The sequence below is a fragment of the Actinotalea caeni genome (genome assembly GCF_009733795.1).
Taxonomy (GTDB): domain Bacteria; phylum Actinomycetota; class Actinomycetes; order Actinomycetales; family Beutenbergiaceae; genus Pseudactinotalea; species Pseudactinotalea caeni.
In genome coordinates, this window is the sequence record NZ_WNXX01000004.1 from 52,317 (window position 1) to 76,351 (window position 24,035).

The 24,035-nt window shown below is 73.4% G+C and carries 24 protein-coding genes; 7 read left to right on the top strand and 17 right to left on the bottom strand.

What is annotated here, in order from left to right; genetic code table 11:
* The first annotated feature begins 13 nt into the window (after positions 1 to 13).
* Together GPA02_RS04805 and GPA02_RS04810 are read left to right on the top strand one after the other, a co-directional pair.
* The gene (locus GPA02_RS04805; protein ID WP_156198754.1) at positions 14 to 934 is read left to right on the top strand and encodes an oxidoreductase; all 921 of its coding nucleotides are present in this window, start codon (positions 14 to 16) and stop codon (positions 932 to 934) included.
* A 57-nt stretch (positions 935 to 991) separates the two neighbouring features.
* The gene (locus GPA02_RS04810) at positions 992 to 1,552 is read left to right on the top strand and encodes a hypothetical protein (RefSeq protein ID WP_156198756.1); all 561 of its coding nucleotides are present in this window, start codon (positions 992 to 994) and stop codon (positions 1,550 to 1,552) included.
* Between the two features lie 171 nt (positions 1,553 to 1,723).
* On the opposite strand, the gene GPA02_RS04815 is transcribed toward GPA02_RS04810, so the two are convergent.
* The gene (locus tag GPA02_RS04815) at positions 1,724 to 2,632 is read right to left on the bottom strand and encodes a GTP pyrophosphokinase (RefSeq protein WP_162457705.1); all 909 of its coding nucleotides are present in this window, start codon (positions 2,630 to 2,632) and stop codon (positions 1,724 to 1,726) included.
* A gap of 151 nt (positions 2,633 to 2,783) precedes the next feature.
* Here GPA02_RS04815 and GPA02_RS04820 point away from each other — a divergent pair, with 151 nt between their 5' ends.
* Positions 2,784 to 4,643: a hypothetical protein gene (locus tag GPA02_RS04820; protein WP_162457706.1), complete on the top strand. Its 1,860-nt coding sequence runs from the start codon at positions 2,784 to 2,786 to the stop codon at positions 4,641 to 4,643.
* A gap of 233 nt (positions 4,644 to 4,876) precedes the next feature.
* On the opposite strand, the gene GPA02_RS04825 is transcribed toward GPA02_RS04820, so the two are convergent.
* The 12 genes from GPA02_RS04825 to GPA02_RS04880 all read right to left on the bottom strand — a co-directional run bounded on the left by GPA02_RS04825 (position 4,877) and on the right by GPA02_RS04880 (position 17,471).
* Positions 4,877 to 5,899, bottom strand: a complete 1,023-nt coding sequence (locus GPA02_RS04825; protein WP_156198762.1) for a zinc-dependent alcohol dehydrogenase — start codon at positions 5,897 to 5,899, stop codon at positions 4,877 to 4,879.
* Between the two features lie 88 nt (positions 5,900 to 5,987).
* A complete protein-coding gene (locus GPA02_RS04830) occupies positions 5,988 to 7,121 on the bottom strand; it encodes an alanine racemase (RefSeq protein WP_156198764.1) in 1,134 nt (377 codons plus the stop codon).
* Entirely contained in the window at positions 7,118 to 7,924 is an 807-nt protein-coding gene (locus GPA02_RS04835; RefSeq protein ID WP_156198766.1) for an IclR family transcriptional regulator, read from the bottom strand. The genes GPA02_RS04830 and GPA02_RS04835 overlap by 4 nt, the downstream gene beginning before the upstream one ends.
* Positions 7,921 to 9,519: an N-acyl-D-amino-acid deacylase family protein gene (locus GPA02_RS04840; RefSeq protein WP_156198768.1), complete on the bottom strand. Its 1,599-nt coding sequence runs from the start codon at positions 9,517 to 9,519 to the stop codon at positions 7,921 to 7,923. The genes GPA02_RS04835 and GPA02_RS04840 overlap by 4 nt, the downstream gene beginning before the upstream one ends.
* Positions 9,516 to 10,577, bottom strand: a complete 1,062-nt coding sequence (locus tag GPA02_RS04845; protein ID WP_162457707.1) for a Gfo/Idh/MocA family protein — start codon at positions 10,575 to 10,577, stop codon at positions 9,516 to 9,518. The genes GPA02_RS04840 and GPA02_RS04845 overlap by 4 nt, the downstream gene beginning before the upstream one ends.
* Entirely contained in the window at positions 10,574 to 11,497 is a 924-nt protein-coding gene (locus GPA02_RS04850; protein WP_156198773.1) for a carbohydrate ABC transporter permease, read from the bottom strand. The genes GPA02_RS04845 and GPA02_RS04850 overlap by 4 nt, the downstream gene beginning before the upstream one ends.
* Before the next feature lie 3 nt (positions 11,498 to 11,500).
* Entirely contained in the window at positions 11,501 to 12,442 is a 942-nt protein-coding gene (locus GPA02_RS04855; protein ID WP_156198776.1) for a carbohydrate ABC transporter permease, read from the bottom strand.
* Between the two features lie 7 nt (positions 12,443 to 12,449).
* A complete protein-coding gene (locus tag GPA02_RS04860; RefSeq protein WP_156198778.1) occupies positions 12,450 to 13,811 on the bottom strand; it encodes an ABC transporter substrate-binding protein in 1,362 nt (453 codons plus the stop codon).
* Positions 13,812 to 14,018: 207 nt separating this feature from the next.
* A complete protein-coding gene (locus GPA02_RS04865) occupies positions 14,019 to 14,393 on the bottom strand; it encodes a RidA family protein (protein WP_204986503.1) in 375 nt (124 codons plus the stop codon).
* 35 nt (positions 14,394 to 14,428) lie between these two features.
* On the bottom strand, positions 14,429 to 15,748 hold the full coding sequence (locus GPA02_RS04870) for an aspartate aminotransferase family protein (protein ID WP_156198780.1): 1,320 nt from the start codon (positions 15,746 to 15,748) through the stop codon (positions 14,429 to 14,431).
* Positions 15,749 to 15,801: 53 nt separating this feature from the next.
* A complete protein-coding gene (locus tag GPA02_RS04875) occupies positions 15,802 to 16,656 on the bottom strand; it encodes an amidohydrolase family protein (RefSeq protein ID WP_156198783.1) in 855 nt (284 codons plus the stop codon).
* Complete coding sequence (locus tag GPA02_RS04880; RefSeq protein ID WP_162457708.1) at positions 16,653 to 17,471, bottom strand: IclR family transcriptional regulator; 819 nt, start codon at positions 17,469 to 17,471, stop codon at positions 16,653 to 16,655. The genes GPA02_RS04875 and GPA02_RS04880 overlap by 4 nt, the downstream gene beginning before the upstream one ends.
* A 156-nt stretch (positions 17,472 to 17,627) precedes the next feature.
* Between GPA02_RS04880 and GPA02_RS04885 the strand changes: the two genes are divergently transcribed.
* Positions 17,628 to 18,680, top strand: coding sequence for a lactonase family protein (locus tag GPA02_RS04885; RefSeq protein ID WP_162457709.1), 1,053 nt, complete (start codon positions 17,628 to 17,630; stop codon positions 18,678 to 18,680).
* A 278-nt stretch (positions 18,681 to 18,958) separates the two neighbouring features.
* Here GPA02_RS04885 and GPA02_RS04890 read toward each other — a convergent pair whose 3' ends face one another.
* From GPA02_RS04890 to GPA02_RS04900, 3 genes are read right to left on the bottom strand one after another with little or no spacing between them, the layout of a single operon-like run.
* Positions 18,959 to 19,291: a hypothetical protein gene (locus GPA02_RS04890; RefSeq protein ID WP_156198788.1), complete on the bottom strand. Its 333-nt coding sequence runs from the start codon at positions 19,289 to 19,291 to the stop codon at positions 18,959 to 18,961.
* 23 nt (positions 19,292 to 19,314) lie between these two features.
* Positions 19,315 to 21,096: a polymorphic toxin type 50 domain-containing protein gene (locus GPA02_RS04895; RefSeq protein WP_156198789.1), complete on the bottom strand. Its 1,782-nt coding sequence runs from the start codon at positions 21,094 to 21,096 to the stop codon at positions 19,315 to 19,317.
* A 4-nt stretch (positions 21,097 to 21,100) separates the two neighbouring features.
* The gene (locus GPA02_RS04900) at positions 21,101 to 21,475 is read right to left on the bottom strand and encodes a DUF6507 family protein (protein WP_156198790.1); all 375 of its coding nucleotides are present in this window, start codon (positions 21,473 to 21,475) and stop codon (positions 21,101 to 21,103) included.
* A gap of 411 nt (positions 21,476 to 21,886) precedes the next feature.
* On the opposite strand from GPA02_RS04900, the gene GPA02_RS04905 reads away from it, so the two are divergent.
* The 3 genes from GPA02_RS04905 to GPA02_RS04915 all read left to right on the top strand — a co-directional run bounded on the left by GPA02_RS04905 (position 21,887) and on the right by GPA02_RS04915 (position 23,234).
* A complete protein-coding gene (locus tag GPA02_RS04905; RefSeq protein ID WP_156198791.1) occupies positions 21,887 to 22,024 on the top strand; it encodes a hypothetical protein in 138 nt (45 codons plus the stop codon).
* 49 nt (positions 22,025 to 22,073) lie between these two features.
* Positions 22,074 to 22,484, top strand: a complete 411-nt coding sequence (locus GPA02_RS04910; RefSeq protein WP_156198792.1) for a RidA family protein — start codon at positions 22,074 to 22,076, stop codon at positions 22,482 to 22,484.
* 150 nt (positions 22,485 to 22,634) lie between these two features.
* Complete coding sequence (locus GPA02_RS04915) at positions 22,635 to 23,234, top strand: hypothetical protein (RefSeq protein WP_156198793.1); 600 nt, start codon at positions 22,635 to 22,637, stop codon at positions 23,232 to 23,234.
* Positions 23,235 to 23,249: 15 nt separating this feature from the next.
* Here the strand turns inward: GPA02_RS04915 and GPA02_RS04920 are convergent, their stop codons facing one another.
* Positions 23,250 to 23,915 (bottom strand): dihydrofolate reductase family protein, encoded by a 666-nt coding sequence (locus GPA02_RS04920; protein WP_156198794.1) that lies wholly within the window; start codon positions 23,913 to 23,915, stop codon positions 23,250 to 23,252.
* Between the last annotated feature and the right edge of the window lie 120 nt (positions 23,916 to 24,035).

The window sequence follows — 24,035 nt, forward strand, 5'->3', positions numbered from 1 at the left end:
GAAGGGAACCACCATGACCACCACCACCCTCGACGCCAGCGCCGCCGGCACCTGGCAGCTGGGCGACCGCACCGTCAACCGCATCGGCCTCGGCGCGATGCGGCTGACCGGGATGCCCTGGGACCCCGCACCCCGCCGCCGCGAGGACGCGATCGCCGTCCTGCGCCGCGCCGTCGAGGTCGGCGTGGACCACATCGACACCGCCGCGTTCTACTTCGTGGCCACCCGCTCGGCGAACGAGCTGATCGCGACCGCGCTGCAGCCCTATCCCGAGCACCTGACGATCGCGACGAAGATCGGCCCGAGCCGGACCCGGTCCTCCGACTTCGGGTTCGAGCCCTACGCCCGGCCCGAGCAGCTGCGCGACCAGCTCGAGGAGAACATCCGCCAGCTGGGCCGGGACCACATGGACCTCGTCTACCTGCGGTGGGGCACGGGGCTCGGACCGGCCGAGGGGTCGGTCGCCGAGCACGTCGCCGCGCTCGTCGAGCTGCGCGAGGAGGGGCTGCTGCGCCACATCGGGCTCTCCAACGTCTCCGCGGCGCAGCTGCGGGAGGCACTGACGATCACCCCGGTCGCCGCCGTCCAGAACCGCTACGGGCTCACCGAGCGGGCCGACGACGACGTCCTCGCCCTCACCCGCGACCGCGGCATCGCGTTCGTGCCCTTCTTCTCGATGGGCGCCGCGGTGCCGAACGCCGTCCCCGGCGCCGCGCCCGACACCACCGGCGAGGCCGAGGTCGCCCAGGTCGCGGCGCGCCACGGCGCCACACCCGCCCAGGTGCGGCTCGCATGGACGCTGCACCGGGGCCCGCACGTGCTCGCCATCCCCGGCACCGGCAACGTCGCGCACCTGGAGGAGAACGTCGCCGCCGGTGCGCTGCAGCTCGGCGAGGACGACCTCGCCCTGCTCGACGGCGTCGCCCGCGCCTGATCGCCGGCCGGTCGGGGTGCGTTCGCAGCACCCCGGCCGGGATGCGACGCTAGAGGCATGACGGAGCAGGCGGCCGGAGAGCGGTGGGTCGGGATCAGTCAGGGCACCAGCGCCTGGGCGCAGGCGGCGGGAGAGATCCTCACCGAGGTCGCCGGCCACTACCTCGACGTCATCACCTACGCCGACCTGGCCGAGCAGGTGCAGGCCCGCACCGGGTTGCGCACCCGCTCGCCGTACCGGAGCTGGATCGGCCCCGTGCTCGCGCGGGTCGTCGCCCAGTGCCGCGCGGCCGGGCTGCCGCCGTTGACCTCGCTGGTCTCGCACCGTGCCGACGGCGGCACCGACCTCGACGAGGGCACCGTCGCCGCCCGCCTGGCCTGCTACCGCCGCTACGCCGAGGACGTCCCCCTCGAGGTCATCGAGCAGGCCGACCACGAGGCACGCATCAAGGCCTTCGTCGCCGAGAAGGAGGCGCAGGAGCGCACCCGCACCCGGGCGCCCCGCGCCGCAGCCGCCCCCCGGCAGCGCAAGCAGCGCGCACCCGAGGAGGCCCCGAAGATCTGCCCCACCTGCTTCATGCAGCTCCCCGCCTCCGGCATCTGCGACAACTGCGGCTGAGCGCGCCCGGGCCCCCCGGGGCGAGGCGACACCCGCCACCACCGAAGCGCCGCGTCAGCTCCGCCGTCACCCCCCCGCCGAGATCGAGGTTTCAGGGCGACATCGAGGATTCATCCCCTCGATCTCGACACAGAAGCTCGATCTCGCCGGGCTGGTCGGGCCAGTGCCGCCTCAGTGCCGCGGGAGCTCGGTGGGCACGTAGTAGAGCCCCTTCTCGCCGTCGACGACGCGGACGGTGAGCTCGTCGTCGACGTGGAGGTAGTCGGCGACGTCGATGAACTCCCGCACCCCGGCGAGGCGGCGCACGGCGGAGGCCTGGATGAGGCCCTGGCGGCCGTGCTCGTCGACCGCGAGCGCGAACCGCGGCCCGGTGGTGCGCACCCGCACCCGCACGGTGCCCGCGGGCACCTCCGGCACCAGCACCGGTTCCTCGATCGTGCTCGCGAGCTCCTCGGCGAGGTTGTCGGCGAGCCGGTCGACCTCCGCGAGCAGGTTCGCCATCGTCAGCGCCACCGACTCGTGGAACGGCGTCACCTTGATCGGCGCGCCCGGCTTGTAGAGGTCCTCGTGGGTGAGCTCGCTCCACGCGTCCTGCAGCCGGGTCTTGATCTGCACCTCGACGGCGACGTCGTCGTGCCCGGGCACCTGCACGAGGTACTCGAGGTGGATCGCCCGGTAGCCCGACGGCTTGGGCTTGCTCACGTAGTCCTTCGGCGGCTGGCTCAGCCGCATCCCGGCCGGCTGGTCGCGGACGAGCCGGTCGGCCAGCATGCGCTGGTCGCGCGTCGACTTGCACAGCACCTTGAGGCCGACGACGTCGCGCACGTGCTGCTCGACGTCGCGCGGGGTGAGCGTCTCGGCGTCGAGCACGCCCTCCTCGATGCGGCGGCGCAGCTTGTCGCACGTGCGCTTGCGCTTCTTGATCCGACCCTGGGCGACGTCGATGCGCGTCGAGTCCTGCCCCTCGAGCAGGTCGCGCGCCTGGTCGCGCAGCCAGTCGCGCAGCAGACGTCGCGCACGGCCCCACGCCTCCTTGCGCTCGGCGTAGGCCTGCGCGACGACGTCGGTCACCTCAGGCACAGCACCCCTCCTGTCGTGCCCTATCCGACCGGTACCGGCGACGCGTGTCAACGAGGCGGCGAGCGGGCGCGTCGTCGTCGCAGGCGGCGACGGGTCGAGATGCCCATCGGTCCGGGCTGACGCGAGGCGGTCGACCCGGGATGATCGGCCCATGCGTCCGGTCGGCGCCGTGCAGCGGCTGCTCGTCTCGCTCGGTGTCGTGCTGGGCGCGGCGCTCGGCCTGACGGCGCCGGCCGCACCCGCGCACGCCGACGACCCGCCCTGGTCGCCCGCGGGGTTCACGCTCGTGGAGACGGCGGGCTGGACGATCGACGGCGACGACCGCTGCGACCCCGGTGAACGCTGGCGCTGGGCGGGCGACGCCGCCGAGGTCGCCGTCATCCTCGTGCCGTGCACCAACCAGCCGGCCGCGCAGGCCGCGGCGGCGGCGCAGGTGATCTTCACGACCGACCTGCCCGACGAACGGACCCTCGACGTCGAGCACGTCTCGTGGTCGGAGACCGAGGGCGTCGCGCTGCGGGTGTGGGTGCAGGAGGCCCGGATCGTCGTGCTCGCCGTGCAGGCCGCGGACCGGGCGAACGCGCTCGCGCTCGGCGCCCAGCTCGCACCCGACCTCGCGGCCTCGCTCCCGGGCGAGCCGGTGCCGCCGCAGAGCGACGGCTACCAGGTCCAGGGGATCCTGGTCACGCTGCCGCTGCTGGTGTGGCTGGTGCTCGTGCTGCCGGCGCGCGCGGTGGTGGCGCTGCGGCGGCCCCGCTACGAGGCGCGCAGCGACACCCCCGGGTGGCTCGACGTCACGCCCGCGGCCGCGCAGGTCGCCACGCGCCGCCGCTGGCGCCGCGCCGGCTGGTGGGTGGCCGGGCTGAGCGCGACACTGCTCGCCTTCGGCCTCGGCAACCTCACGATCGGGGCGGTGCTCGACGGCGTCGGCCGGGTGGTGGTGGGTGCGCTCGGCCTGGTGGGTGGCGTGGTGATGGTGCGCCGGCACCGGCCGCTGCCGGTGGAGCGGGCGGGGCGGCTGCCGAGCACGCACGGCGGCGCCCGGGCGTGGCTGGGCCGAGGGCTCAGCGCGGTCGCGCACGGGCTCGCGCTGGCGGTCGTCGTCGGGGTGGGGGTCGCCGGCGTCGCGAGCGCGATCCTGCCGCCCGCCCAGCGCATCCCGACACCGGCGGAGATCCTCGCTGCGGGTACCGACGCCCCGGTGGTGGCGCTGGTCGCCGTCGCCCTGCTGATCCGGGAGTCGATGCTGCTCGTGCTGCTCGGCGTGCTGGTGGTGCTGGTCGCGGTGGCGGGTCTGGACGCGCTGGGCCGGCGGCTGCGCGCGGCGTCGCTGCGGGAGGTGCTCGAGGCCGACCCGCGCCCGCCCGTGCTCTACCTGCGCAGCTTCGACGAGGATCGGCTCGCGCTGCCCGCGACGCTGCACAGGCGCGGGTTGATGGACACCCTCAACGTCGTGCGCCGCCGCCGGTTCGAGGAGGCGGTCGTCGTGCAGCTGCAGCGGATCGGGCCGGTGGTGGCGATCGCGCCGCCCGGCTCGCGGCTGCCGCGGATCGGCGCCGCCCGCGCCTCCTACGGGCACGACGAGTGGCAGGAGAAGGTGACCGAGCTGGCCGGGCGCGCGGCCGTCGTCGTGCTCTCCGCGACACCGGACTCGGTGCGGGAAGGCTTCGGCTGGGAGATCGACCTGGTCGCGCACCGGCTGCCGCACGGGCGCGTGATGGTCGTGGTCGGGCCGTGGCGCGGCGAGCTGCGGCGGCGCTGGGAGGCGTTCCGGCAGCACGTCGCGGCGCTGCCGTTCTTCGCCGGGCTGGCGCGGCCGGACCTGCCGGACGGGCTGCTGGTCGCCGCGCACACCGGCGGCTGGGGCTGGTGCGCGTGGGGGGCGACCCGCCGCACCGACGTCACCTACGCCGTCGCGATCGACCACGCCCTGCACGCGCTCGCGCCCGACATGGCCGGGATCGACGACGACCCCGACGCCGTCGACCCGCTGCTCGCCACGGCCGGCTGACCACGGCGCCCTCCGACGCCGAGGTCGCACCGAAGCGCCCAGATCGCACCGCGCATCGTGCGACCTCGGCGGCACGGTGGGAACTCGGAGGGCGAGGCCCCGCGGTGGATCGGGAGCGCGGGGCCTCGCGTGCCGGGCCCGCCGCCGTGCAGGGGGGTCACGGCGGCGGGCGGCTGGGTCCCGCGTCGGGTGCGCGGCGCACGCCCACGCACCCGACACGGGGGTCTGCGGGGCTAGCGGTCCAGCCGGACCAGCACCTTGCCCGGGATGTCGGCGCCGGCGGCGAGCCGCGCGAACGCGTCGGGGCCCTCGGCGAGCGGGACCTCCTCGCTGATCAGCGCCGAGAAGTCGGTGCTGCCGTCGGCCACCCACGCGGCGGCCGCCCGGAACACCTCGTCGGAGTAGCAGAAGCTGCCGGTGATCGTGCGCTCGAGCGTGCTCACCTCGTACGTCTGCAGCTCGGTGACCGGCGCGCCCATGCCCACCAGGCCCACGCGGCCGCCCGCGACGGTCGCGCGCAGCGCGTCCTGGATCGTCGCGGTGATGCCGACGGCGTCGATCGCCACCGTCACGGGGCCGCCGTTGAGCGCCCGCACCTGCTCCTCGACGGGCTCGCCCGGCTGCAGCGGCACCGCCCCGAGCTGCTCGCACAGGGCGCGCCGCGAGGCGGACGGCTCGCTGACGTACACCGACGTCGCACCGGCGTGCTGCGCGGCCAGCACGCAGGACTGCCCGATCGGGCCGCCGCCGATGACGAGCACGGTGTCCTCGGCGGTCACCGCGACCCGGCGCACGACGTTGACGGCGACCGCGAGCGGCTCCACGAGCGCGCCCCACGTGATCGGCACCGAGTCCGGCAGCGGCACGACGTTCTCCGCCGGCACGACCACCTGCTCGGCGAACGCGGCGCGCACCGACGGGTTGACGCCGATGACCGACCGGCCGGGGGCGTGCTGCTCGCGGCCGCGGTACAGCGGCCGCTCGGCGGCGGGCACCACCAGCGGGTTGAACGTCACGGTCGCGCCGACCTCGATGCCCTCGACGCCGTCGCCGAGCGCACGGATGCGGCCCACCGACTCGTGCCCCATCACCTGACCGGGCTTGCGGCGGCCGTTCTCACCGGTGTAGCCGTGCAGGTCGGAGCCGCAGATGCCGGTCGCGACGACGTCGATCACCACGTGCCCCGCGGTGACCTTCGGGTCCGCGACCTCGGCGACCGCCATGCGGCCGAAGTCCTCCATCACCAGGCATCTCATCGGTGGGCGTGCTCCTATCGGGTTCTCAGGTCGGGTCAGGTCAGGTCGGGCCGGCTCGGGGTCGAGCCGGCGAGGGGTGGGCCGCGTGCTACTCCGACGCGCCGCCGGCGAAGCCGTCCCAGGTCTCCACCTGGTGGCCGCCGGAGACCACGTGCGCGAGCCGCAGCGACGCGAACGCCATGCAGGCGTGGTTCGGCACGATCTCCAGCCGGGTGCCGACGGGCAGCGGGGTGGGCTCGCCGTCGCCGTGCCAGCGCAGCCAGCCGTGCTCCTCGGACAGCTTGTCGATCACCCAGCCGGGGCGGCCGACGATCAGCCCGTGCCCGGGGTAGTCGTCGCGGTGCGCGGCGGCCGGCACCAGGTCGGTGCCGAGCGCCTTCGAGCCGGCGTCGATGCACGCGCGCCCGGCGTCGGGGTGGCTGACGACGGTGGCGACCACGCGCTGCGCCGTGGTCTCGAGCGTCGCGTTGCCGAGCGCGATCTGGCCGACGTCGTTGAACGCGTAGATGCCGGGCCGGATCTGGGTGACACCCTCGACCGCGGCCACGTGCCGCGCCGACGCAGACGACCCCATCGAGACGTGGGGGAGCGCGAGCCCGCGCTCCCGGATGCGCCGCGCGGTGGAGACCATCAGCTCGGCGACCGCGCGCGAGCGCTGGGCGAGCTCGTCGTCGTCGGCCGCGCCGTAGGTGCTGCCCTCGTGCGTGTAGACGCCGACGAGGTCGACGCCGTCGAGCGCCGCGATCTCCTCGGCGACCTCGGGCGCCGACTCGGGCGTGACGCCCTCGCGGCCGAGCCCGCTGTCGACGGCGAGCATCAGCCGGACCTGCTCGCCGGCCTCGGCGAACGTCGACGCGAGCGAGCGGGCACCCTCGACCGAGTCGGTGCCGAGCACCAGGTCGACCCGGCGGTGCAGCGCCAGCGCGCGCTCCGCCTTGTCGCGTCCCACGACCGGGTAGGCGACGAACAGCCTGGTGATGCCGGCGTCGGCGAACCGCTCGGCCTCGCCGATCTTGGCGACGCACAGCCCGTCGGCGCCGTGCTCGACCTGGAGCAGGCCGGCGCCGACCATGCGGTGCGTCTTGGCGTGCGGCAGCAGCTCGACGCCGTGCTCACGGGCGATCGCGGCCATCTCGCGCAGGTTGGCGACGAGCACGTCGCGGTCGACGACGAGCGCCGGGGTCGCGACCGAGCCCAGCAGCCAGGGGTCGGTGGGTGTCATCGGGTGCTCTCCTCGTCGAGGCGGGGGACGTCGGGACCGAGCGCGTCGCGGATGCCGTCGGCGTGCCGCACGAGCACCTCGCGCACGGTGGCGGTGTCGAGCTCGCCGGTCTCGATGCGCGACGTCGGGACGGCGCAGCTCATCGCCGCGACCGTGCGGCCGGCGGCGTCGCGGATCGGGACGGCGGTGCAGAAGACGCCGGTCGTGTACTCGCCGTCGTCCTCGGCGTAGCCCTGCTCGCGGACGGCGCGCAGCACCTCCAGCAGCCGGTCGCCGGAGGTGATGGTGCGGCTGGTGTAGCCCTCGAGCTCGACGCCGGCGAAGCGCTCCTGCAGCTCGTCGTCGGGCAGCGCGGCGAGCAGCGCCTTGCCGATGCCGGTCACGTACGCGGGCAGCCGGATCCCGACCTCGGAGACCAGGCGGAGCGGGTGGGTGCCCTCGACCTTGTCGATGTAGACGACGTCGAGGTCGTCGAGGATCGCCATCTGGATCGTCTCGCCGAGCTCGTCGTTGGCGGCCCGCAGGTAGCGACGGGCCCGCACCACGAGCTCGCGGCTCGGCAGGAACGCCTGGCCCACCTCCCACGGCCGCACGCCGACGAGGTAGCGCCGCTGCGCCGGGTCGAGCAGCAGCCAGCGCATGTCGACGAGCGTGGCGAGCAGGCCGTGCAGGCTGCTGTTGGGCAGCCCGAGGTCGCGCGCGATCTCCACGAAGGTGGCGCCGTCGCGGCGGCGCGCGACGTACTCGATCACCTGCAGCGCCCGGCGTGCGGACTTCACGCCGCCCTGTGCCCGCGCCGTCATGCGCGGCGCCCGATCACGCGGCCGGCGCGCTCGCCGGTGACCGCGCCGTCGCGCAGCGCGAAGCGGCCGTTGACGAGCACGTGGTGGATGCCGTCGGCGGGCTGCCGCGGGTCGGCGTAGGTGGCGCGCTCGCGCACCCGGTCCGGGTCGAGCACGACGAGGTCGGCCTTGGCCCCGACGGCGACCCGACCGCGGTCGGTCAGGCCCAGCCGGGCGGCCGGCGCGCTGGTCATGTGACGGATGGCCTCGGGCAAGGTGAGCACCCCTTCCTCGCGGACGTAGGTGTCCAGGATGCGGGGGAAGGTGCCCCACGAGCGAGGGTGCGGGCGGTCGCCCACGAGGATGCCGTCGCTGCCGACGGTGTGGGCCGGGTGCGCCATCAATGTGCGGACGTGCTCCTCGATGCCGACGTGCATGACGCACGGGGCGCCGAACCGGGTGGCGGCCAGCACGTCCAGGCACAGCTCGGCGGGAGCCAGCCCGCGCGCGGCCGCGGCGTCGCTCAGCGGCACCCCGACGACGTCGGCGTAGGAGGGTGCGCCGGGCACGCCCACCACCTGCACCGCGCGCCAGTCGACCGTGAGGCCCTGGTGGCCGTCGGAGCCGGTGACGTCGAGCGCCTCCACGATGCGGGCCCGGGTCGCCGGGTCCCGGAGCCGGTCGAGCTGCTCCTCGACCGACCCGGCCTGCGCCCAGCTCGGCAGCTGAGAACCGAGCGTCGTCATCGCCGCCAGGTAGGGGTAGGCGTCGAAGGAGAGGTCGACGCCGTCGGCCACCGCGTCGTCGAGCAGCGCGAGCAGCTCGGGCAGCTTGCCGCGGTTGATCTCGAAGCTGAGGTGGGCGTGCGCGAGGTGCAGCGCCACGCCGGAGCGGCGCGCGATCTCCACGCACTCGCGGTAGCCCTCGAGCGCGGCGGAGCCGTAGTTGCGGTGGTGCGGGCTGAAGTAGCCGCCGTGCTCGGCGACGACGCGGCACAGCGACACCAGCTCGTCGGTGTCGGCGAACATGCCGGGCACGTAGGTGAGACCGGCCGAGAGCCCGACGGCGCCGGCCGCCATGCTCTCGGCGACCACCGCGCGCATGCGGTGCAGCTCGGCAGGCGTGGCGCGGCGGGCGTCGTCGCCCATGACGAGCATGCGCACGGTGCCGTGCGGCACCAGGTAGGCGGTGTTGACGGCGGTGCCCTGGTCCAGCCGGTCGAGGTACTCCGCGACCGTGCGCCAGGACCAGTCGAAGCCCTCGGGGTCGTCGTTCCAGCCCGCGATGCGCGCGCGCAGCGCCTCCAGCGTGCGGTCGTCGACGGGCGCGTAGCTCAGCCCGTCCTGGCCCAGCACCTCGAGCGTGACGCCCTGGCTGAGCTTCGCGGTGTGGTCGGGCTCGACGAGGATCTGCAGGTCGGAGTGCGAGTGCATGTCGATGAACCCCGGCGCGAGCACCGCGCCGTCGAGGTCGACGACCTCGGTGGCGGCGCGGTCGCGCAGGTCGCCGATCGCGGCGATCTCGTCCCCGGCCACGAGCACGTCCCCGACGACCGGCTCGCCGCCGAGCCCGTCGTGGATCGTCGCGTGCCGCAGCAGCAGCGTGCGCTCGCTCATCCGACCGCTCCCACCTGCACCGGGCCGCCGACCTCGGCGCTGCGGTAGAGCGCGTCGGTGGTCTCGACGACGTGCAGCCCGAGCTCGCTGGCCATGCCCTCCGGCGCGGGCGCGCCGAACGCGCACTCGATCAGCGCCTTGGTGGGGGCGCCGGCGTCGTAGACGCCCGAGGACTGCTCGGGCGGGAGGTCGACGACGGTGCCGTCGGCGCGCACCAGTCGCACCTCGTCGCGCACCGAGTCCACCCAGAGCTGCCCGGCCGAGCCGTACATCGCGAGGTGCCACTGCGGGCGGGCCAGGTAGGGGTGGGTGGAGGCGCAGCTGAGCGCCGCGGAACCGGCGCAGCTGCTGAACGAGGCGGCCGCCACCACGTGCAGCTCGATGTCGGCGCGCTGCGGGTACAGCATCGCGGTGACGTCGTCGAACCGCTCCCCGGTGATCCAGCTGACCAGGCCGAGCTGGTGCGACATCGACACCGCGGCGGCGCCGCCGCCGGAGACACGGCGGTCGGTGTAGGTCGACGGCGTCGAGGCCGCGGTGCCGCCCCAGCCGCCGTCGGTCGCGCCGCCCAGCAGGGCGCGGGTGTTGACGGCGAGGTGGTTCATCAGGTGCTCGAGCTCACCGATCTCGCCCTCCTCGACCAGCCGGCGCGCCGTCACGAACGCAGGCGCCGCCGACCAGCCGAAGCCGATGAGCAGCGCGCGGTCGGCGCTCACCGCGGCCTCGTGCATCCGGCGCGCCGCACCGGACTCCAGCGCGAACGGCTTCTCCACGAGGACGTGGGCGCCGGCCTCCAGCGCGGCGACCACCTGCTCCTCGTGCGCCACCGGGGGCGAGGACACCACCACGATCTCGGGCTCGGTCTCGGCGAGCGCCGTGCGCCAGTCGGTCTCCGCGCGCGGCACCCCGAACTCGGCAGCGATCTCGCCGACCTGCTCGGCCGCCGGTGACGACACCGCGACCAGGTCGACCCGCGGGTCGGCCACCAGCGCGGGCAGGTGGCTGCTGCGCGACCACGCACCCGCGCTGAGGACCGCCGCGCGCACCCGCCCGCTCACTTGTCGTACCCCGCGGCGAGCGCGCTCACCACGTGGCGCTGGAACGCGAGCACCAGCAGCACCGGCGGGATCATCGCCAGCACGGTCGCGGCGGCGAGCGAGTTCCAGTTGAACTGCTGCACCGACTGGAAGCCCACCAGCAGCGGCGGCACCGTCAGCTGGTTGGTCAGCACCAGCGAGTAGAAGAACTCGCTCCACGCCTCGAGGAAGATCAGCACCCCGGACGCGACGATGCCGGGCTTGGCGATCGGAAGCACGACGACCGCGAGCGCGCGCAGCCGACCGGCGCCGTCGATGCTCGCCGCTTCCTCGATCTCGTGGGGAAGCTGGTCGAAGTAGTTCTTCAGCACCATGATCGCCAGCGGCAGCGTGAACACGTTGTAGCTGATGATGAGCGCCCAGGGCGTGTCGAGGAGCTCGAGCACGCGGAACGCCACGAAGAACGGCCCGACGATCGCGATCGCCGGCACCACGCGCGAGGCGATGATCGTCAGCTCGAACGTGCGCGAGCCGCGGAACGGGTAGCGCGACAGGGCGTAGCCCGCGATGCCGGCCAGCAGCAGGTTGAGCACCACGAGCACCGTGCTGACGAGGAAGCTCTGCCCGATCGCCGGCACCAGGCGGGCGCCGACGTCGGTCGAGCCGAACGCGTCGCCGCCCGTGGAGCCGGTCAGCAGCGAGACGTAGTTGTCCAGCGTGATGCTGCTCGGCACCATCGGGAACGGGCGCACGCCCAGCTGCGCCGGTGTGATGAGGCTCGACACCAGGAGGTACCAGACCGGCAGCAGCACCCACAGCGCGAACACCACCGCGCCGAGGTAGATGACGACGGTGACGAGCGGACGACGCCGTCGACCACCGCGGCTGTTGCGGACGGGGCGCGGCCGCGAGGCCGGCGCCGCCGGAGAGGACACGGTCATCGCCTACCTGCTCTCGGAGGAGTACAGCAGCTTGACGGTGACGAGGCCGCCGACGAGCGCGAGCCCGCCGAGCACCACCGCGAGGGCGGACCCCAGACCGATGTTCGTCACCACGAACAGCTGCCGGTAGATGAGGATGCTGAGCACCTGGGTGGCGTCACCCGGACCGCCCTGCGTCATCGCGAAGATCACGTCGAACTGCAGGAAGGCGTAGATGACGTTGAGCACGGTCACGGTGATGAGGACCGGTCGCAGCCACGCCAGGGTGATGTGGAGGAACCTGCCCCAGATGCCCGCGCCGTCGAGCTCGGCGGCCTCGTTGAGCTCGGCCGGGAGCGTCTGGAGCCCGGAGAGGAACAGGATCCCCGCGAAGCTGGCCTGCCGCCACACCGCTGCGACGATCGTCAGCAGCAGCGCGGAGGTGGGATCGGCCAGGAACTCCTGGTAGTCATCGATGACGCCCAGGGTGAGCAGCAGCGAGTTGAGCCCGCCGACGCTGCCGTCGGCGTACCAGCGCCACAGGATGCCGAGCACCAGCCACGGCATCGCCCACGGCACGATCAGCAGCGCCCGCGCGAACGACCGCCCCACGAACTCCTGGTTGAGCAGCACCGCCGTCGCGAGCCCGATCACCGTCGAGAGCACCACGAACCCCGCCGAGAAGATCAGCGTGGTCCGCATCGAGCTCCAGAACACCGGGCTGGAGAGCACCACCGCGAAGTTGTCGAACCCCACGAACTCGCCCAGGCTGGCGCCGTTCGACGGCACCTTGTGGACGCTGTAGGCCACCGTCAGCAGGCTCGGGATCGCCAGCAGCACCACCAGCAGCAGCGCCGAGGGTGCCACCATCCTGACCCCGAAGCGCCGGGCGGCCCGCGCGAGCGGGCCGACCCGGACGGCCGGGGTGTCTGCGCGCCGGGAGGCGCGGACCGTCGTCGTGCTCATCGACGACTTACAGCCCGCCGCTGCCCTGGGCGCTGGTCGCGGCGTCCGCGAGCTGGGCGACCGTGTCCTTCGGGGTGATCTCGCCCAGCAGCAGCGCGTGCACGACGTCGCCCACCTTGGCCTGGAAGTCCGGGTACCACGCCGAGGTGCGGGCCGGGACGACCTTGCTGCCGGTGTCGAAGATCTGCGACAGCTGCGACAGGTCGTAGTAGTCGGGGAACGCCTCGACCACGTCAGGGTCGGTGAAGAAGCCCGGGTACGGCGCGGCGAGACCGGCGGCCTTCGCCCACTCGGTGAAGACCGAGTAGCGGCCCTCGCCGTCCTTCCAGCCGTAGTACTTCATCAGCTCCCAGATCGCGGCGCGCGCCTCCTCGTTGTCGTTGGCGCCCATCTGCAGCACCTCACCGATCTGCAGGGTGTGGTTCTGCGCGGTGACGGGAGCGAGCAGCACGTTCTCCGACTCGGGGCCGGCGAGGTCGCGGATCGAGGTGAGGAAGTAGTGGTGCAGCACGAAGAACGCCGCGTTGCCCTGCGCCATCTCGTTGGAGAGCTTGCCGGGGTCGTCGTTGAGCACCGACGCGGGCGCGAGGCCCTCGCGGTACATCGTCTGCCACCACTCGAAGACGCCCTCGGTCTTCGGGTCGTCGGCGAACACCGGGTTGCCGTCGTCGTCGAAGGCCGTGATGCCCTCGGCGAGCAGGTAGGTGTGCAGGTACTCCTCGCAGAACTCCTTGACCCAGTACGCGACGTACGGGGAGGAGACGAGGCCGGCGTCGGCGATCGCCTTCGACTGCTCGTAGGTCTCCTGCAGCGTGGTCGGCGGCGCCGAGAGGCCCGCCTCCTGCAGCATCCGCTCGTTGTAGTGGAGCGTGTGGACGGCGGAGAAGTAGGGGACGCTGATGATGTCGCCCTCGGGCGTCACGTGGCGCTCGCGGCTGCTCTCGAAGAGGTCGGCGACGAGGTCGTCGATGCCGGGCAGGTCGTTGAGCGTGGACGCCCAGCCCTCCTCGACGAACTTCCGCGAGTTGTAGGCGAAGTTGTAGAAGAGGTCGATCTTGTCGCCGCCGCGCAGACGGGTCTGGATCGCGGCGGAGTAGCCCACGTTCGGCAGGATCGCGACGTCGACCTCGTGGCCGCTCTCGGCGGACCAGTCGGCGACGAGCTGCTTGATCATGTCGGGCTGGAAGTCCCAGCCGAGCATGCTGATGGGGCCTTCCCAGGCCTCCTGGGAGCCGCCGCCGGAGCCGCAGGCCGAGAGGAGGGCGGGACCAGCAGCCGCCAGCAGGAGCCCGCCACCCGAGGCCTTGAGGAAGGCGCGTCGGCCGAGCGCGGGGAGCCGCTGGGAACGCTGCGTCGCGTTGCTTCGCATATGTGAACTCCATTTCAGGTCTGTGAGCGGAACACTAGCCGGAAGGGTGTTTCGGCCGTGTGAACGCCGCGTGACGGCGTGTGCGTCGTCGCACGAGGTCAGCGGCGGGCGTCTCCGGACGGGAGCGGGAGACGGGGCGAGCACGCCCCGGGACGCGACCCTCCGCCGTCGGACGGGTCGGTCCCGAGGACCGGCGGCTTGTGGCGCCTAGCTCGGGAGGGCGACGATCGCGTCGATCTCGACGTCGAAGCCACGCAGCTCGACGGGGATGGTGGTGCGGGCCGGGAACGGCTGCGGCAGGAACTCCTTGGCGACCTCGTTGAGCTCCTCGAAGTCGTCCAGGCTGCGCAGGTACACGCCGTAACGGACCGTGTGCTCGAGGCTGGTGCCGGCGGCCTCGGCGACGGCCTGCAGGTTGCGGAAGGTCTGGCGGACCTGGTCGGCGAACGTCTCGCCGACGCGCTGCCCGTCGGCGTCGAACGGGCCCTGGCCGGCGAGGTAGACGACGCCGCCGTGGACGACGCCCTGGGAGTAGGTGCCGGCCGGCGACGGGGCTGCGGAGGTCGAGATGGGGGTGGGCACGGGTGGGGTTCCTCTCGGGTGGGGCTGTGGACGGGTCAGGAGACGGTCGGGACGAGGCCCTCGCGGACCATCCCGGCCAGGACGTCGCCGGCGGCGCCGAGGGTGGCGTCGATGTCGGCGTCGGTGTGGGCCGCGGTGATGTGGTTGCGCTTGAGCGCCATCGGGTACATGAGGTGGCCGGCGTCGATCATGCGCCGGTGGAAGGTCGCGTACGCGGTGTCGTCGTTGCGCAGCAGGTCACGGTAGCCGCGCACCGGGCCGTCCATGAAGTAGGTGACGAACACCGAGCCGATGCCGGTGACGACGGCCCGGATGCCGAGGTCGTCGACGATCTCGCGCAGCCCGGCGCGCATGCGGTCGCCCAGCCGGTACACGTGGTCGTGGAAGCCGACCTCGGGGTCGCTGATCGCCGTCATGGTGGCGACGGCGGCGGCCATCGACTGCGGGTTGCCGTTGAAGGTGCCGGCGAGCAGCACGTCGCCGCCGGCGGAGCTGAACCGCGACATCAGGTCGGCGCGCCCGCCCATGCCGGCGACCGAGTGGCCGTTGCCCATCGCCTTGCCGTAGGTGGTGAGGTCGGGGACGACGCCGCACAGCTCCTGGTAGCCGCCGGGCGCGTGCCGGAAGCCGGTGATGACCTCGTCGAAGATCAGCAGGCTGCCCTCGCGCGTGGTCAGCTCGCGCAGACCCTCGAGGAACGCCTGCTCCGGCAGCAGCGCGCCGACGTTGTGCGGCACCGGCTCCAGGATGACGGCGGCGATCTGGTCGGGGTGGCGGCGGAACAGCTCGGCGACGCTGTCGAGGTCGTTGAACTCGGCGATCAGGGTGGCGTCGACGGCCTCGTCGAGGATGCCGGCGGAGAGCGGGTCGCGGTCGTAGGCCCGCTCGGGCGGGGAGATGACGTTGCGGGCGACGGCGTCGTGCCAGCCGTGGAAGCAGCCCTGGAACTTCACGAGGTAGGGCCGGCCGGTGACGGCGCGGGCCAGGCGCACCGCCTGGAACGTCGACTCCGAGCCGCTCATGGTCGTGATCGACATCTCGACCGACGGGATGAGGTCGGCCACCAGCCGGGCGCACTCGATCTCGAGCTCGGTCACGCCGAGCCCGACGACGTCGATCACGCCGAAGGTGTCCGCCACCGCGCGGTCGACACGCGGGTCGCCGTGGCCGAGGAGGGTGGCACCGAAGGCGCAGTGGTAGTCGACGTAGCTGCGGCCCTCGAGGTCGACGAGGGTCGCGCCCTGCGCGGCGCGGAAGCCCTCGGGCCTGCCGATGGCGCGGGTGGCCGAGTTGACACCGCCGGGGATGAGACGGCGGGCGTCGGCCAGCAGCTGCGCGGAGTCGGTGGTTGACACGGTGGGGAAGCTCCTCGGGGGACGGTGGACGCGGGGTCTCGGGGGCGGCGGGGTCAGGTGCGGGGTGCGGGGCGCTCGAGGCCGAGGGCCGCGAGGGCGTCGCGGTGGATGATCGACTCGACGGTCTCCTCGAGCACGTGCGGCAGCGACCCGGCCCGCAGCCGGGCGAGGCCGCGCAGCTGCTCGATGGCGGCCGCGGGCTCCCAGAGCGGGTAGTCGCTGCCGAACAGCAGCTTGTCGACGACGCCCCACTCCTGGGCGTTGACCAGCGCGAGGAAGCCGTCCATCGGGCGCGACCAGCTGGCGGAGACGTCGGCGTAGACGTTCGCGTGCTTGCGCAGCACGATGTTGGCGTCGCGCTGCCAGGGGTGGCCCATGTGCGCCATCACCTGCGTCATGTCGGGGTGGCGGCGGGCGACCTCCTCGACGACGAGCGGCTGGCTGACGGCGAGCCGGCCCTGCGGGCTGGGGGTGGCACCCATGTGCCAGAGCAGCACCATGCCGCGCTGGGTGACGAGGCGGTAGAAGTCGTCGAAGTCGGGGCTCATCGGGTCGAAGAGCGAGAGGACAGGGTAGAGCTTGACGCCGCGGAACCCGAGCTCGTGGGCCTCGTCGAGCTGGTCGCGCCAGTCGTCGTCGAGCGGGTCGATGGCGGTGAACGCGATCGTCGGGGTGCGCAGCTGGGCGCAGAAGTCGGCGACGAACCGGTTCGGTGTGCGCACGCCGGCGCGGGAGGCGGCGAGGCCGAAGACGATGGCGACGTCGACGCCGGCCTCGGTCATCACGCGGTCGTACTCGGCCGGGGTGATCGTGGGCCAGGGGTGGCCGTAGGCGGGCTCCCAGTGGGTGCGGTGCTCATCGCCCCAGTGCTCGGGCTGCAGGTTGTGCGTGTGGACGTCGACGATCATGCGTGGTCTCCCGTGAGGTAGGCGCCGCGGACGGCGCGCAGCGCTGTGAGGAAGCGACGGTTCGCGCCGAGCTCGGCGGCGGCCTCGCGCAGCAGCGGCAGCGCCCGGGCGCGGCCCTCGTCGTCGACCTCGCCGCTCGGGCCGGCGACGCTGATCGCGACGTGGGCCCCGGCGTCGTTGGGCACGGCCACGGCGACGCACGCGACGCCGCGGTCGCGCTCCTCGTCGTCGACGCTGTGGCCGCGCTCGCCGATGCGGTCGAGCTCGGCGTCGAGCGCGGCACGGGTGGTGAGCGTCGCGGGCGTGAAGGCGGGGAAGGGCTCCTCGGGCAGGTGCTGGTCGCGCTGCTCGGCGGTGAGCCCGGCGAGGAGCATCTTGCCGAGGCCGGTGCACCAGGTGTGGTCGAGGGAGCCGCTGCTGGAGCGGAACCGCAGCGGCCGGTCGGGCTCCTCGACGCGCAGGTGGAGCACCGAGGTGCCGGCGAGCACGCCGAGGTTGGCGGTGAGGCCGGTGCGGTCGGCGAGGAGCCGCAGCACGGGTGCGGCCAGCTCGGCGGCGTCGGCGCTGCGCACCGAGCTGTCCGCGAGCTCGAGGACGGCGTCGCCCACGCGGTAGCGGGGCGGCTCCCCGGTGCGGGCGACGAAGTCCTCCTCCTCGAGGACCACCAGCAGCCGCAGGACGGTCGACTTCGGGATGTCGAGGGCGGCCGAGAGGTCGCTCAGGGTGGCGCCGTCGTCGAGCCCGCCGAGGTGGCGCAGCAGCCGCAGGGCGCGCACCAGTCCCTGCGACCGGTACGACGTGGCACGCTGTTCCATGTCGCGCACCGTAGGGCATAACATCCAGATCTGTCACGCACCGTCGCGAGACGGACGGCACGCCCGGCCCCCGGCTGCGGCGGCCGACCGGTCGTCGACACGAGTCCTGAGGAGAGCCGCATGACGTCGTCGCCCGCTCAGTCCGCTGAGTCCGCCGTGTCCTCTGAGTCCGTTGAGACCACGCTGTTCGTCGCCTCGCGCGGCGCGTCGCCGGAGCACGGCCTCGTGCGTGCCGACCTCCGCGACGGCGCCTGGCGGCTGCGCACGCTGGCGACGGCCGACCAGCTGAGCGCGCTCGCGTGGCACCCGACGCTGCCGGTGGTCTACGGGACCGCGGGGGTGAACCGGACGGGCCAGCTGCTCGCGTGGCGGGTGGGCGACGGCGCCGAGCTGCTCGCCGACGAGGTCGCCGGACCGGAGGAGCTCGAGCCGTGCCACGTGGCGGTCGACCCGACGGGCGGCACCGTCGTGGTCACGAACTACACGTCCGGGCAGCTGGCGCTGTGGCGGCTGGCCGAGGACGGCACGCCGCTGCCCGACCCGCTGCGGATCCAGCTCGAGGGCTCCGGGCCGGAGACGGCACGGCAGGACGCCGCCCACCCGCACCAGGCGGTGTTCGACCCAGCGACCGGACAGATGTACGTCATCGACCTCGGTGCCGACCTCGTCCGCAGCTTCGAGGTGGACCTCTCCGACCCCGCCACGGTCAGCGCTCGGGAGGTCGCCACGGGTGCGGTGCCACCGGGCACCGGGCCGCGCCACGCCGTCGTGCTCCCCGATGGTCGGCTGGCGGTGAGCGGCGAGCTGGGGTCGACGCTCGTGGTGGGGCGGCCGGGCTCCGACGAGTGGGCGGTCGCCGCCAGCACCACCCGGACCGGGCCGGCGCGCACCCGCCACGAGCGCAACTACCCGGGCGACCTGCAGCTCTCGGCCGACGGGCGGTACGTCTACTTCGCGAACCGCGGCTACGACACGATCTCGGTGCTCGACGTCTCGGGCGCCGAGCCGGTGCTGGTGGTGGAGCGCGACGCCGTGGTCCGGTGGCCCCAGCACATCCACGTGCGCGAGGACGACATCCTCGTCGCCGGCTGGGACAGCTCGCAGATCGTGCGACTGCCGTTGGTCGACGGCGTCGCCGGCGAGGCCGAGGAGCTCCTGGTCGTCGACTCGCCCGGGTGGATCCTTCCCACGCACCCCGCGCTGGGGTGAGGGGGTAGCAGGCCGCTCAGGCCATGGACGCGGGCTCCCTCTGCCCCGGCAGCCTCCGCCACGCGATCTCGACGAATCCCGGGTCCCTGCCGCGCCTGTGCCGCTCAGCCACGATGCGCGTGGTTAGGCCGGCCGGTCCGGCCAGGCCTTGTCGCACTCGTGGTCACAAGGCGCGGCGCCGTTGTCGAGCAGGGTGGGAGCACGCGCTCGGCGAACCAGTCGAGATCGGTCTGGCCATGCCATGCCGATGACGCCCCCCAGCAGGGGCGACGAAGCTCCTACACGCTCTCCCAACCGAGCCAGCGGCGGTACACCCAGTCCACGCCCTGCGGATCGTTGCCCGGCTCCCACACCTGGATGTTCGTGCTGATCTGCAGCTGGTCGCCGGTGAGGTCGTTGAACTCGTCAACGATCTGCGCGATCTCCGGGTAGTCCTCGCTCAGCGGAGGGTCGACCAAGAAGTGGAGCGCGACCTTCTCGCCTTCTTCCTCGACCCCGGCGAGGACGATCCTCGGCGAGAGCATTCCGAGGGACGCATGCGTGAGCTGGCCGCAGAGGTAGTTTCGCCAGACCGGGAGGTGCTCGAGGTTGTCGGGTGTCGCGAATCGCATCGCCTGTCCGTTTCGGCTCGGGATCAAGGGATCCAGTTCGGGTTAGTAGGTACGACGCTCGGGCGAACCTTTCCCTTGATGAAGAAGACGTTAGTCGCCTGGTCCACGAAGCCGTGTCGAGGGTTCATGTTGTAGCCGGTGACGCTCTCCAGACGCACGACCAGGTCACCGTTGGGCTTCACGCCGAGTACTTCGGCCGTGCCCTCGTGGAAGGCGTCCAGCACGGCTTGAGCGTCATCTGCAGACAAGAAATAGCTCTTGTACGCCGTGTACTCCCGCGCGCCGAGTACGTGCCGTCCCTGCCTCTGTGCGGAGACGGTCTCCGCATAGCCGGTCGGGTCGACGTCGATGACGGCGAGCGGTTCCGGCGCACTGTCAGGAGCGCCCGGATCGTCGCCATGGACATCTCTCGGGTGGCCCTCCGCCGGGGCGTCTCCGACGACCTCGTCGAGCCTTTCGCCACCGAACACCGCATCGCTCACCGGCCGCTCGGCAACGACGGCGGGCGTGTCCGCGGCGTCCACCATCTCGGCGGCCGTGCCGACCGGGTTCGGCCTGACCACCGGGACGTCGTCGACCCTCGCCAGCGCCGTCCGGAGCCCCGACACCACGCGGATCCCGCCGTACGTGAGCGCGCTGGCGCCCGGCACCACGACATCGACGGCGCCGGTCGCGACGCGCAGCAGGCGGGCACCCAGCGCGCCGGTGCGCAAGGCGCCGCTGGCCGCGCCACCGCTGGGCACGAACATCGAGGCGATGTTGAGCACCGACTCGGTGCCGGTGGCGACACCGTCCTCGCGCCAGCGCCACAGCGCGTCCTCGCCGGCGAGGTGGGCCTGCACGTCCACCCCGACCAGCTCCCCGGCCGCGGTGGCGGTCGTCTCGTGCCGCTCCGCCACCCACGGCCGCGCGCCGCTCGGGAGCCTGCCCAGCAGCCAGGCCGCCAGGCTGGGGTTCGTCATCGCGAGCGTGGTCGTGCCCGCGGTGACGCCGCCCGACAGCAGCACGTTCCCGATGCCGGTGAGGATCTCGCCGCGGAACCCCGGCCGCTGTTCCTGCATCCGCAGGTCGTACCCGCTGACCAGCCCGACGGCCGCCGTCGCGACGGTGAACCCGAACATGTACGCGCCGTGACCGACCGACTCGCCCCAGCTGCGGTCCTCCGCGACCGGTGTGCCCCACGGGTACTCCTGGCGGCGGTCCATCAACGCCTCGGCCTCGACGGCGGCCACGTCGTGCTCGTCGCCCGCCCACGCCACGAGGTCCATCAGCGCGTTGTGACAGTCGGCCGACACCGCGGTGATGTCCTCGACGAGCTTGGCGTGCTCCAGCAGCAGGTCCTCGTTGCGCGCCACCGTGTCGGTGTCCTGGTTCCACGGGATGACCGTCCACCCGCCGCCCCAGGTGATGTGGAAGTCCGCACCCTCCGAGGCGGGCGCCCGGACGCCGTCGACCACCTCGGCGCGAAACGCCGCCGCGCGCCGCTCCAGGTCGGCCAGCCGGGCCCGCAGCAGCCCGAGCTCGCCCGCGAGCTCGTCCAGCCGGCGCGCCGCCCGCGCCAGGTCACGCTGCACGCGCCCCGCCGTCGCGGGCAGCGGCGTCATGAGATCCCACACCCGCTCCTGCGACGGCCCCTCGTACGCGGGCCGCAGCCCCGCCCACGAGTCCCTCAGGTCCTCGGCGCCGCGCAGCACCCCCGCACCCATCTGCCGCAGCACGCCGGCAGCGCGCTCCGGCGCCACCACGTCCATCTGCTCGGACCGGAACGGGAACTGCGCGGGGTCGATGAGACCGTCGTACGCCATCGGATCAGACCGCGCCCTCGGGCACCTCGGACCCGTACCACCACGAGAAGTCGCCCGACCCCGCCGTCGCCAGCATCTGCGTCTGGCACGCGGCGAGCATGTCCTCGTTCGCGACCTCGAAGCATGCGAGCGCCGACTCCACGCCGACCAGCCCCGCGCTCACCCGGTTGCCCATCGACGTCAGCCGCTCGGCCTGCGCGTCGAGGACGGCGGCCAGCGCGCTCGCGACGTCCGCGCCCGCCGGCCCGACGGCGTCCATCTCCGACATCACCGTGCTCAGGCGGCTCGCCGACCACGCGGCGTTCATCGTCTCGAGGTCGCCCTCGACCGCCGCGAGCACGCCCCTGATCGCTGCCGGCTCCAGCCGCCACCTGCCCATGTCGCCCCCAGTCCTGCTGTCCTCGGCGACCCACGGTGCCCAGGCGAGCGACGCCGTCGCCACCGCCGACGGGCGATCTGTGGACAACCGCGACCAGCGCGCGCCCGGCTGTGGATCGGGACCGCCCCGAGACGGCGGGACGTGCTATCGGGGCCGCGCGACGCCGTCGCCCCCTTGGCTACATCGAGCGGGTCCATCTGACGGCTTGCTCGGGGACGCCGTCCGGCCCTTGCTCCGCCGAGCCGGGCATCGGGCTGGTGCCGTGCTCGCCGCTCGGTCGCGGGCCAACCTCGCGCTGGTCGCGCGCGTCCGCGAGATCGCCGAGAGGCTGGGCTGCGCGCCCGGACAGCTCGGGCTCGCGCGCTCGGGGGTCGACGGCGTGACCGTCGTCCCGATCCCCGGTACCAGCGCGTGCGGTACCTGGAGGAGAACGTCGCCGCGACCGGCGTCGAGATCACCGCTGAGGGGCTCGCCGAGCTCGAGGAGGCCGTGCCGCGGGACGCCGTCGGCGGCGACCGGTACGGCGACATGTCGCCCATCGAGAGCTGAACCGGGTCCTGCGGGCGCGGCGCGCGCGGCCAGTTGGCAGACTCGACCCATGCCCAGCGCCGTGCAGCTCATCCGCTCGTCGTCCCTGTCCGACGTCGCCGAGTACGCCTACGCCGCCACCGCACCGGCTCAGGCGCGGCTGGTCTTCCTCGCCGGGTCCTGCCCGCTGGACGAGGAGGGGCGGACGGTCGCCGTGGGCGACTACGCCGGCCAGGCCGCCGCCTGCGTGGCCACGATGACTGCGGCGCTGGAGGCCGCGGGCGCCTCGATCACCGACGTCATCAGCACCCGGGTGCTCGTGGCGTCCCACGCCCAGGACGACCTGGTGACGGCGTGGGAGGTCGTGCGCGACGCCTTCGGTGACCACGACGTGCCGAGCACGCTCATGGGCGTCACGGTGCTCGGCTACGACGACCAGCTCGTCGAGCTCGAGGCGGTCGCCGCCGTCGTCGACGGGTAGGGAGTGACCAGCCGCGGCAAGGAGTGCGGTGAAACCTCGGACTGTTGCACAGTGCGGTGAAACCTCGGACTGTTGCAAAGTGCGGTGAAACCGAGGCTTGTCCGACGTGCGGTGAGACCGGTGAGTGCGGCCGGGCCGTAGCCTGACGGGATGCCGATCGACCTCGACCGCCTCCGCGTCGAGGCGCTGCCGACCGAGCGGACCGACCCCGCGCACGACCTGCTCCACGACCTCGGCGGCGGGATGAGCCTGCGGCTGGTGACCGCCACCGAGGCGGGCCCGACGGCGCTGCCGAGCGACGCCGTCGACCTGGCGGTCGGGCCGCTGGTGAGGATCGCGCTGGCCGCGACCGTGCGCACCGAGCTCGAGGGCGTCGAGGTCCGGCCACGACCGGTGGGGGAGCACCGGTACGTGACCGCGGCGCTCGACGGCTCGGCCTACGTCTCGGCGCTGCTGGCCGACCCCGGTCCCACGCTGGGGCTCGACGGCGTGACCGACGTCCTCGTCGCGGCGCCGCGCCGCTCGCTCGTCGTCTGCCGGCCGATGGAGCGCGCCTACCTCGGCCCGGTGGTGCACCTGGACCGGCTCAGCCGCACCCTCCACGACGACGCCCCCGACCCCTGCACGCCGCACGTCTACTGGTGGCGCGAGGGTGCGCTGCACCGGATCGTCGTCGACTACCAGCGCCGCGACGTCGCGTTCCCGCCCGAGGTGGCCGGCCTCGTCGGCGCGCTGCCCACCCAGGTCTGAGACGCGCGCCTGCGGTCAGGAGGCGGTGCCGCCGCCGGCACCCTCCTGCGCCAGACCGCGGTCGGCCCTGCGCATGTCGCCGGTCTGCGGGACGTCGGCGGCGAGGCCGTACCGCAGCAGCACCGCACCCGTCGACGAGGTCGCCGGCGGCTCCAGCAGCTCCAGGTTGGCGGGCACGGTCCCGCCGTCGAAGATCTTCTTGCCCGTGCCGAGCGTGAGCGGGAAGACCCAGAGGTTGAGGCGGTCGTAGAGGCGCTCACGCAGCAGGGTCTGGACGAGCGCAAGACTGCCGATGACGTGCAGGCTCGCGTGCTCCTCGCGCAGGCGACGCAGATCGGCCGCCAGGTCCTCGCCCAGCTGGCGGCTGCCGGCCCAGCTCAGGTCCGGGGTCCCCCGCGACGCCACGTACTTCGGGATGCTGTTGAACAGGGTCGCGATGCCGCCGTCGACGCCGTCCTCCTGGTGGGGCCAGTGCGCGGCGAAGATCTCGTACGTGCGCCGCCCCAGCACGAGGGCGTCCATGCCCTCCATGCCCGCCACCACCAGCTCGCCGATCGTCGCGTCGAACAGCGGCGCCTGCCAGCCGCCGAACGCGAAGCCCTCGGGGTCCTCGTCGGGGTCGCCCGGGCTCTGCCCCACCATGTCCAGCGTCGCGAACAGGTCGATGTGGATGAGTCCCATGGTGCTGTGCTCCGTTCCTCGCGTGCCTCGCGCCGCCGCCGGAGAATCAGCGCACGACGCCGTCCATGTCGCCGCCGGGGTCGCGATCACGGGCGCCGGGAGGAGGAGCGGACCTGCTGG

Excerpts from the sequence above, each read along its gene's own strand:
- GPA02_RS04805 (WP_156198754.1), top strand. The coding sequence starts at position 14 with ATGACCACCACCACCCTCGACGCCAGCGCCGCCGGCACCTGGCAGCTG.
- GPA02_RS04810 (WP_156198756.1), top strand. The coding sequence starts at position 992 with ATGACGGAGCAGGCGGCCGGAGAGCGGTGGGTCGGGATCAGTCAGGGC.
- GPA02_RS04820 (WP_162457706.1), top strand. The coding sequence starts at position 2,784 with ATGCGTCCGGTCGGCGCCGTGCAGCGGCTGCTCGTCTCGCTCGGTGTC.
- GPA02_RS04825 (WP_156198762.1), bottom strand. The coding sequence starts at position 5,899 with ATGAGATGCCTGGTGATGGAGGACTTCGGCCGCATGGCGGTCGCCGAG.
- GPA02_RS04830 (WP_156198764.1), bottom strand. The coding sequence starts at position 7,121 with ATGACACCCACCGACCCCTGGCTGCTGGGCTCGGTCGCGACCCCGGCG.
- GPA02_RS04835 (WP_156198766.1), bottom strand. The coding sequence starts at position 7,924 with ATGACGGCGCGGGCACAGGGCGGCGTGAAGTCCGCACGCCGGGCGCTG.
- GPA02_RS04840 (WP_156198768.1), bottom strand. The coding sequence starts at position 9,519 with ATGAGCGAGCGCACGCTGCTGCTGCGGCACGCGACGATCCACGACGGG.
- GPA02_RS04850 (WP_156198773.1), bottom strand. The coding sequence starts at position 11,497 with ATGACCGTGTCCTCTCCGGCGGCGCCGGCCTCGCGGCCGCGCCCCGTC.
- GPA02_RS04855 (WP_156198776.1), bottom strand. The coding sequence starts at position 12,442 with ATGAGCACGACGACGGTCCGCGCCTCCCGGCGCGCAGACACCCCGGCC.
- GPA02_RS04860 (WP_156198778.1), bottom strand. The coding sequence starts at position 13,811 with ATGCGAAGCAACGCGACGCAGCGTTCCCAGCGGCTCCCCGCGCTCGGC.
- GPA02_RS04875 (WP_156198783.1), bottom strand. The coding sequence starts at position 16,656 with ATGATCGTCGACGTCCACACGCACAACCTGCAGCCCGAGCACTGGGGC.
- GPA02_RS04880 (WP_162457708.1), bottom strand. The coding sequence starts at position 17,471 with ATGGAACAGCGTGCCACGTCGTACCGGTCGCAGGGACTGGTGCGCGCC.
- GPA02_RS04890 (WP_156198788.1), bottom strand. The coding sequence starts at position 19,291 with ATGCGATTCGCGACACCCGACAACCTCGAGCACCTCCCGGTCTGGCGA.
- GPA02_RS04895 (WP_156198789.1), bottom strand. The coding sequence starts at position 21,096 with ATGGCGTACGACGGTCTCATCGACCCCGCGCAGTTCCCGTTCCGGTCC.
- GPA02_RS04900 (WP_156198790.1), bottom strand. The coding sequence starts at position 21,475 with ATGGGCAGGTGGCGGCTGGAGCCGGCAGCGATCAGGGGCGTGCTCGCG.
- GPA02_RS04910 (WP_156198792.1), top strand. The coding sequence starts at position 22,074 with ATGCCCAGCGCCGTGCAGCTCATCCGCTCGTCGTCCCTGTCCGACGTC.
- GPA02_RS04915 (WP_156198793.1), top strand. The coding sequence starts at position 22,635 with ATGCCGATCGACCTCGACCGCCTCCGCGTCGAGGCGCTGCCGACCGAG.
- GPA02_RS04920 (WP_156198794.1), bottom strand. The coding sequence starts at position 23,915 with ATGGGACTCATCCACATCGACCTGTTCGCGACGCTGGACATGGTGGGG.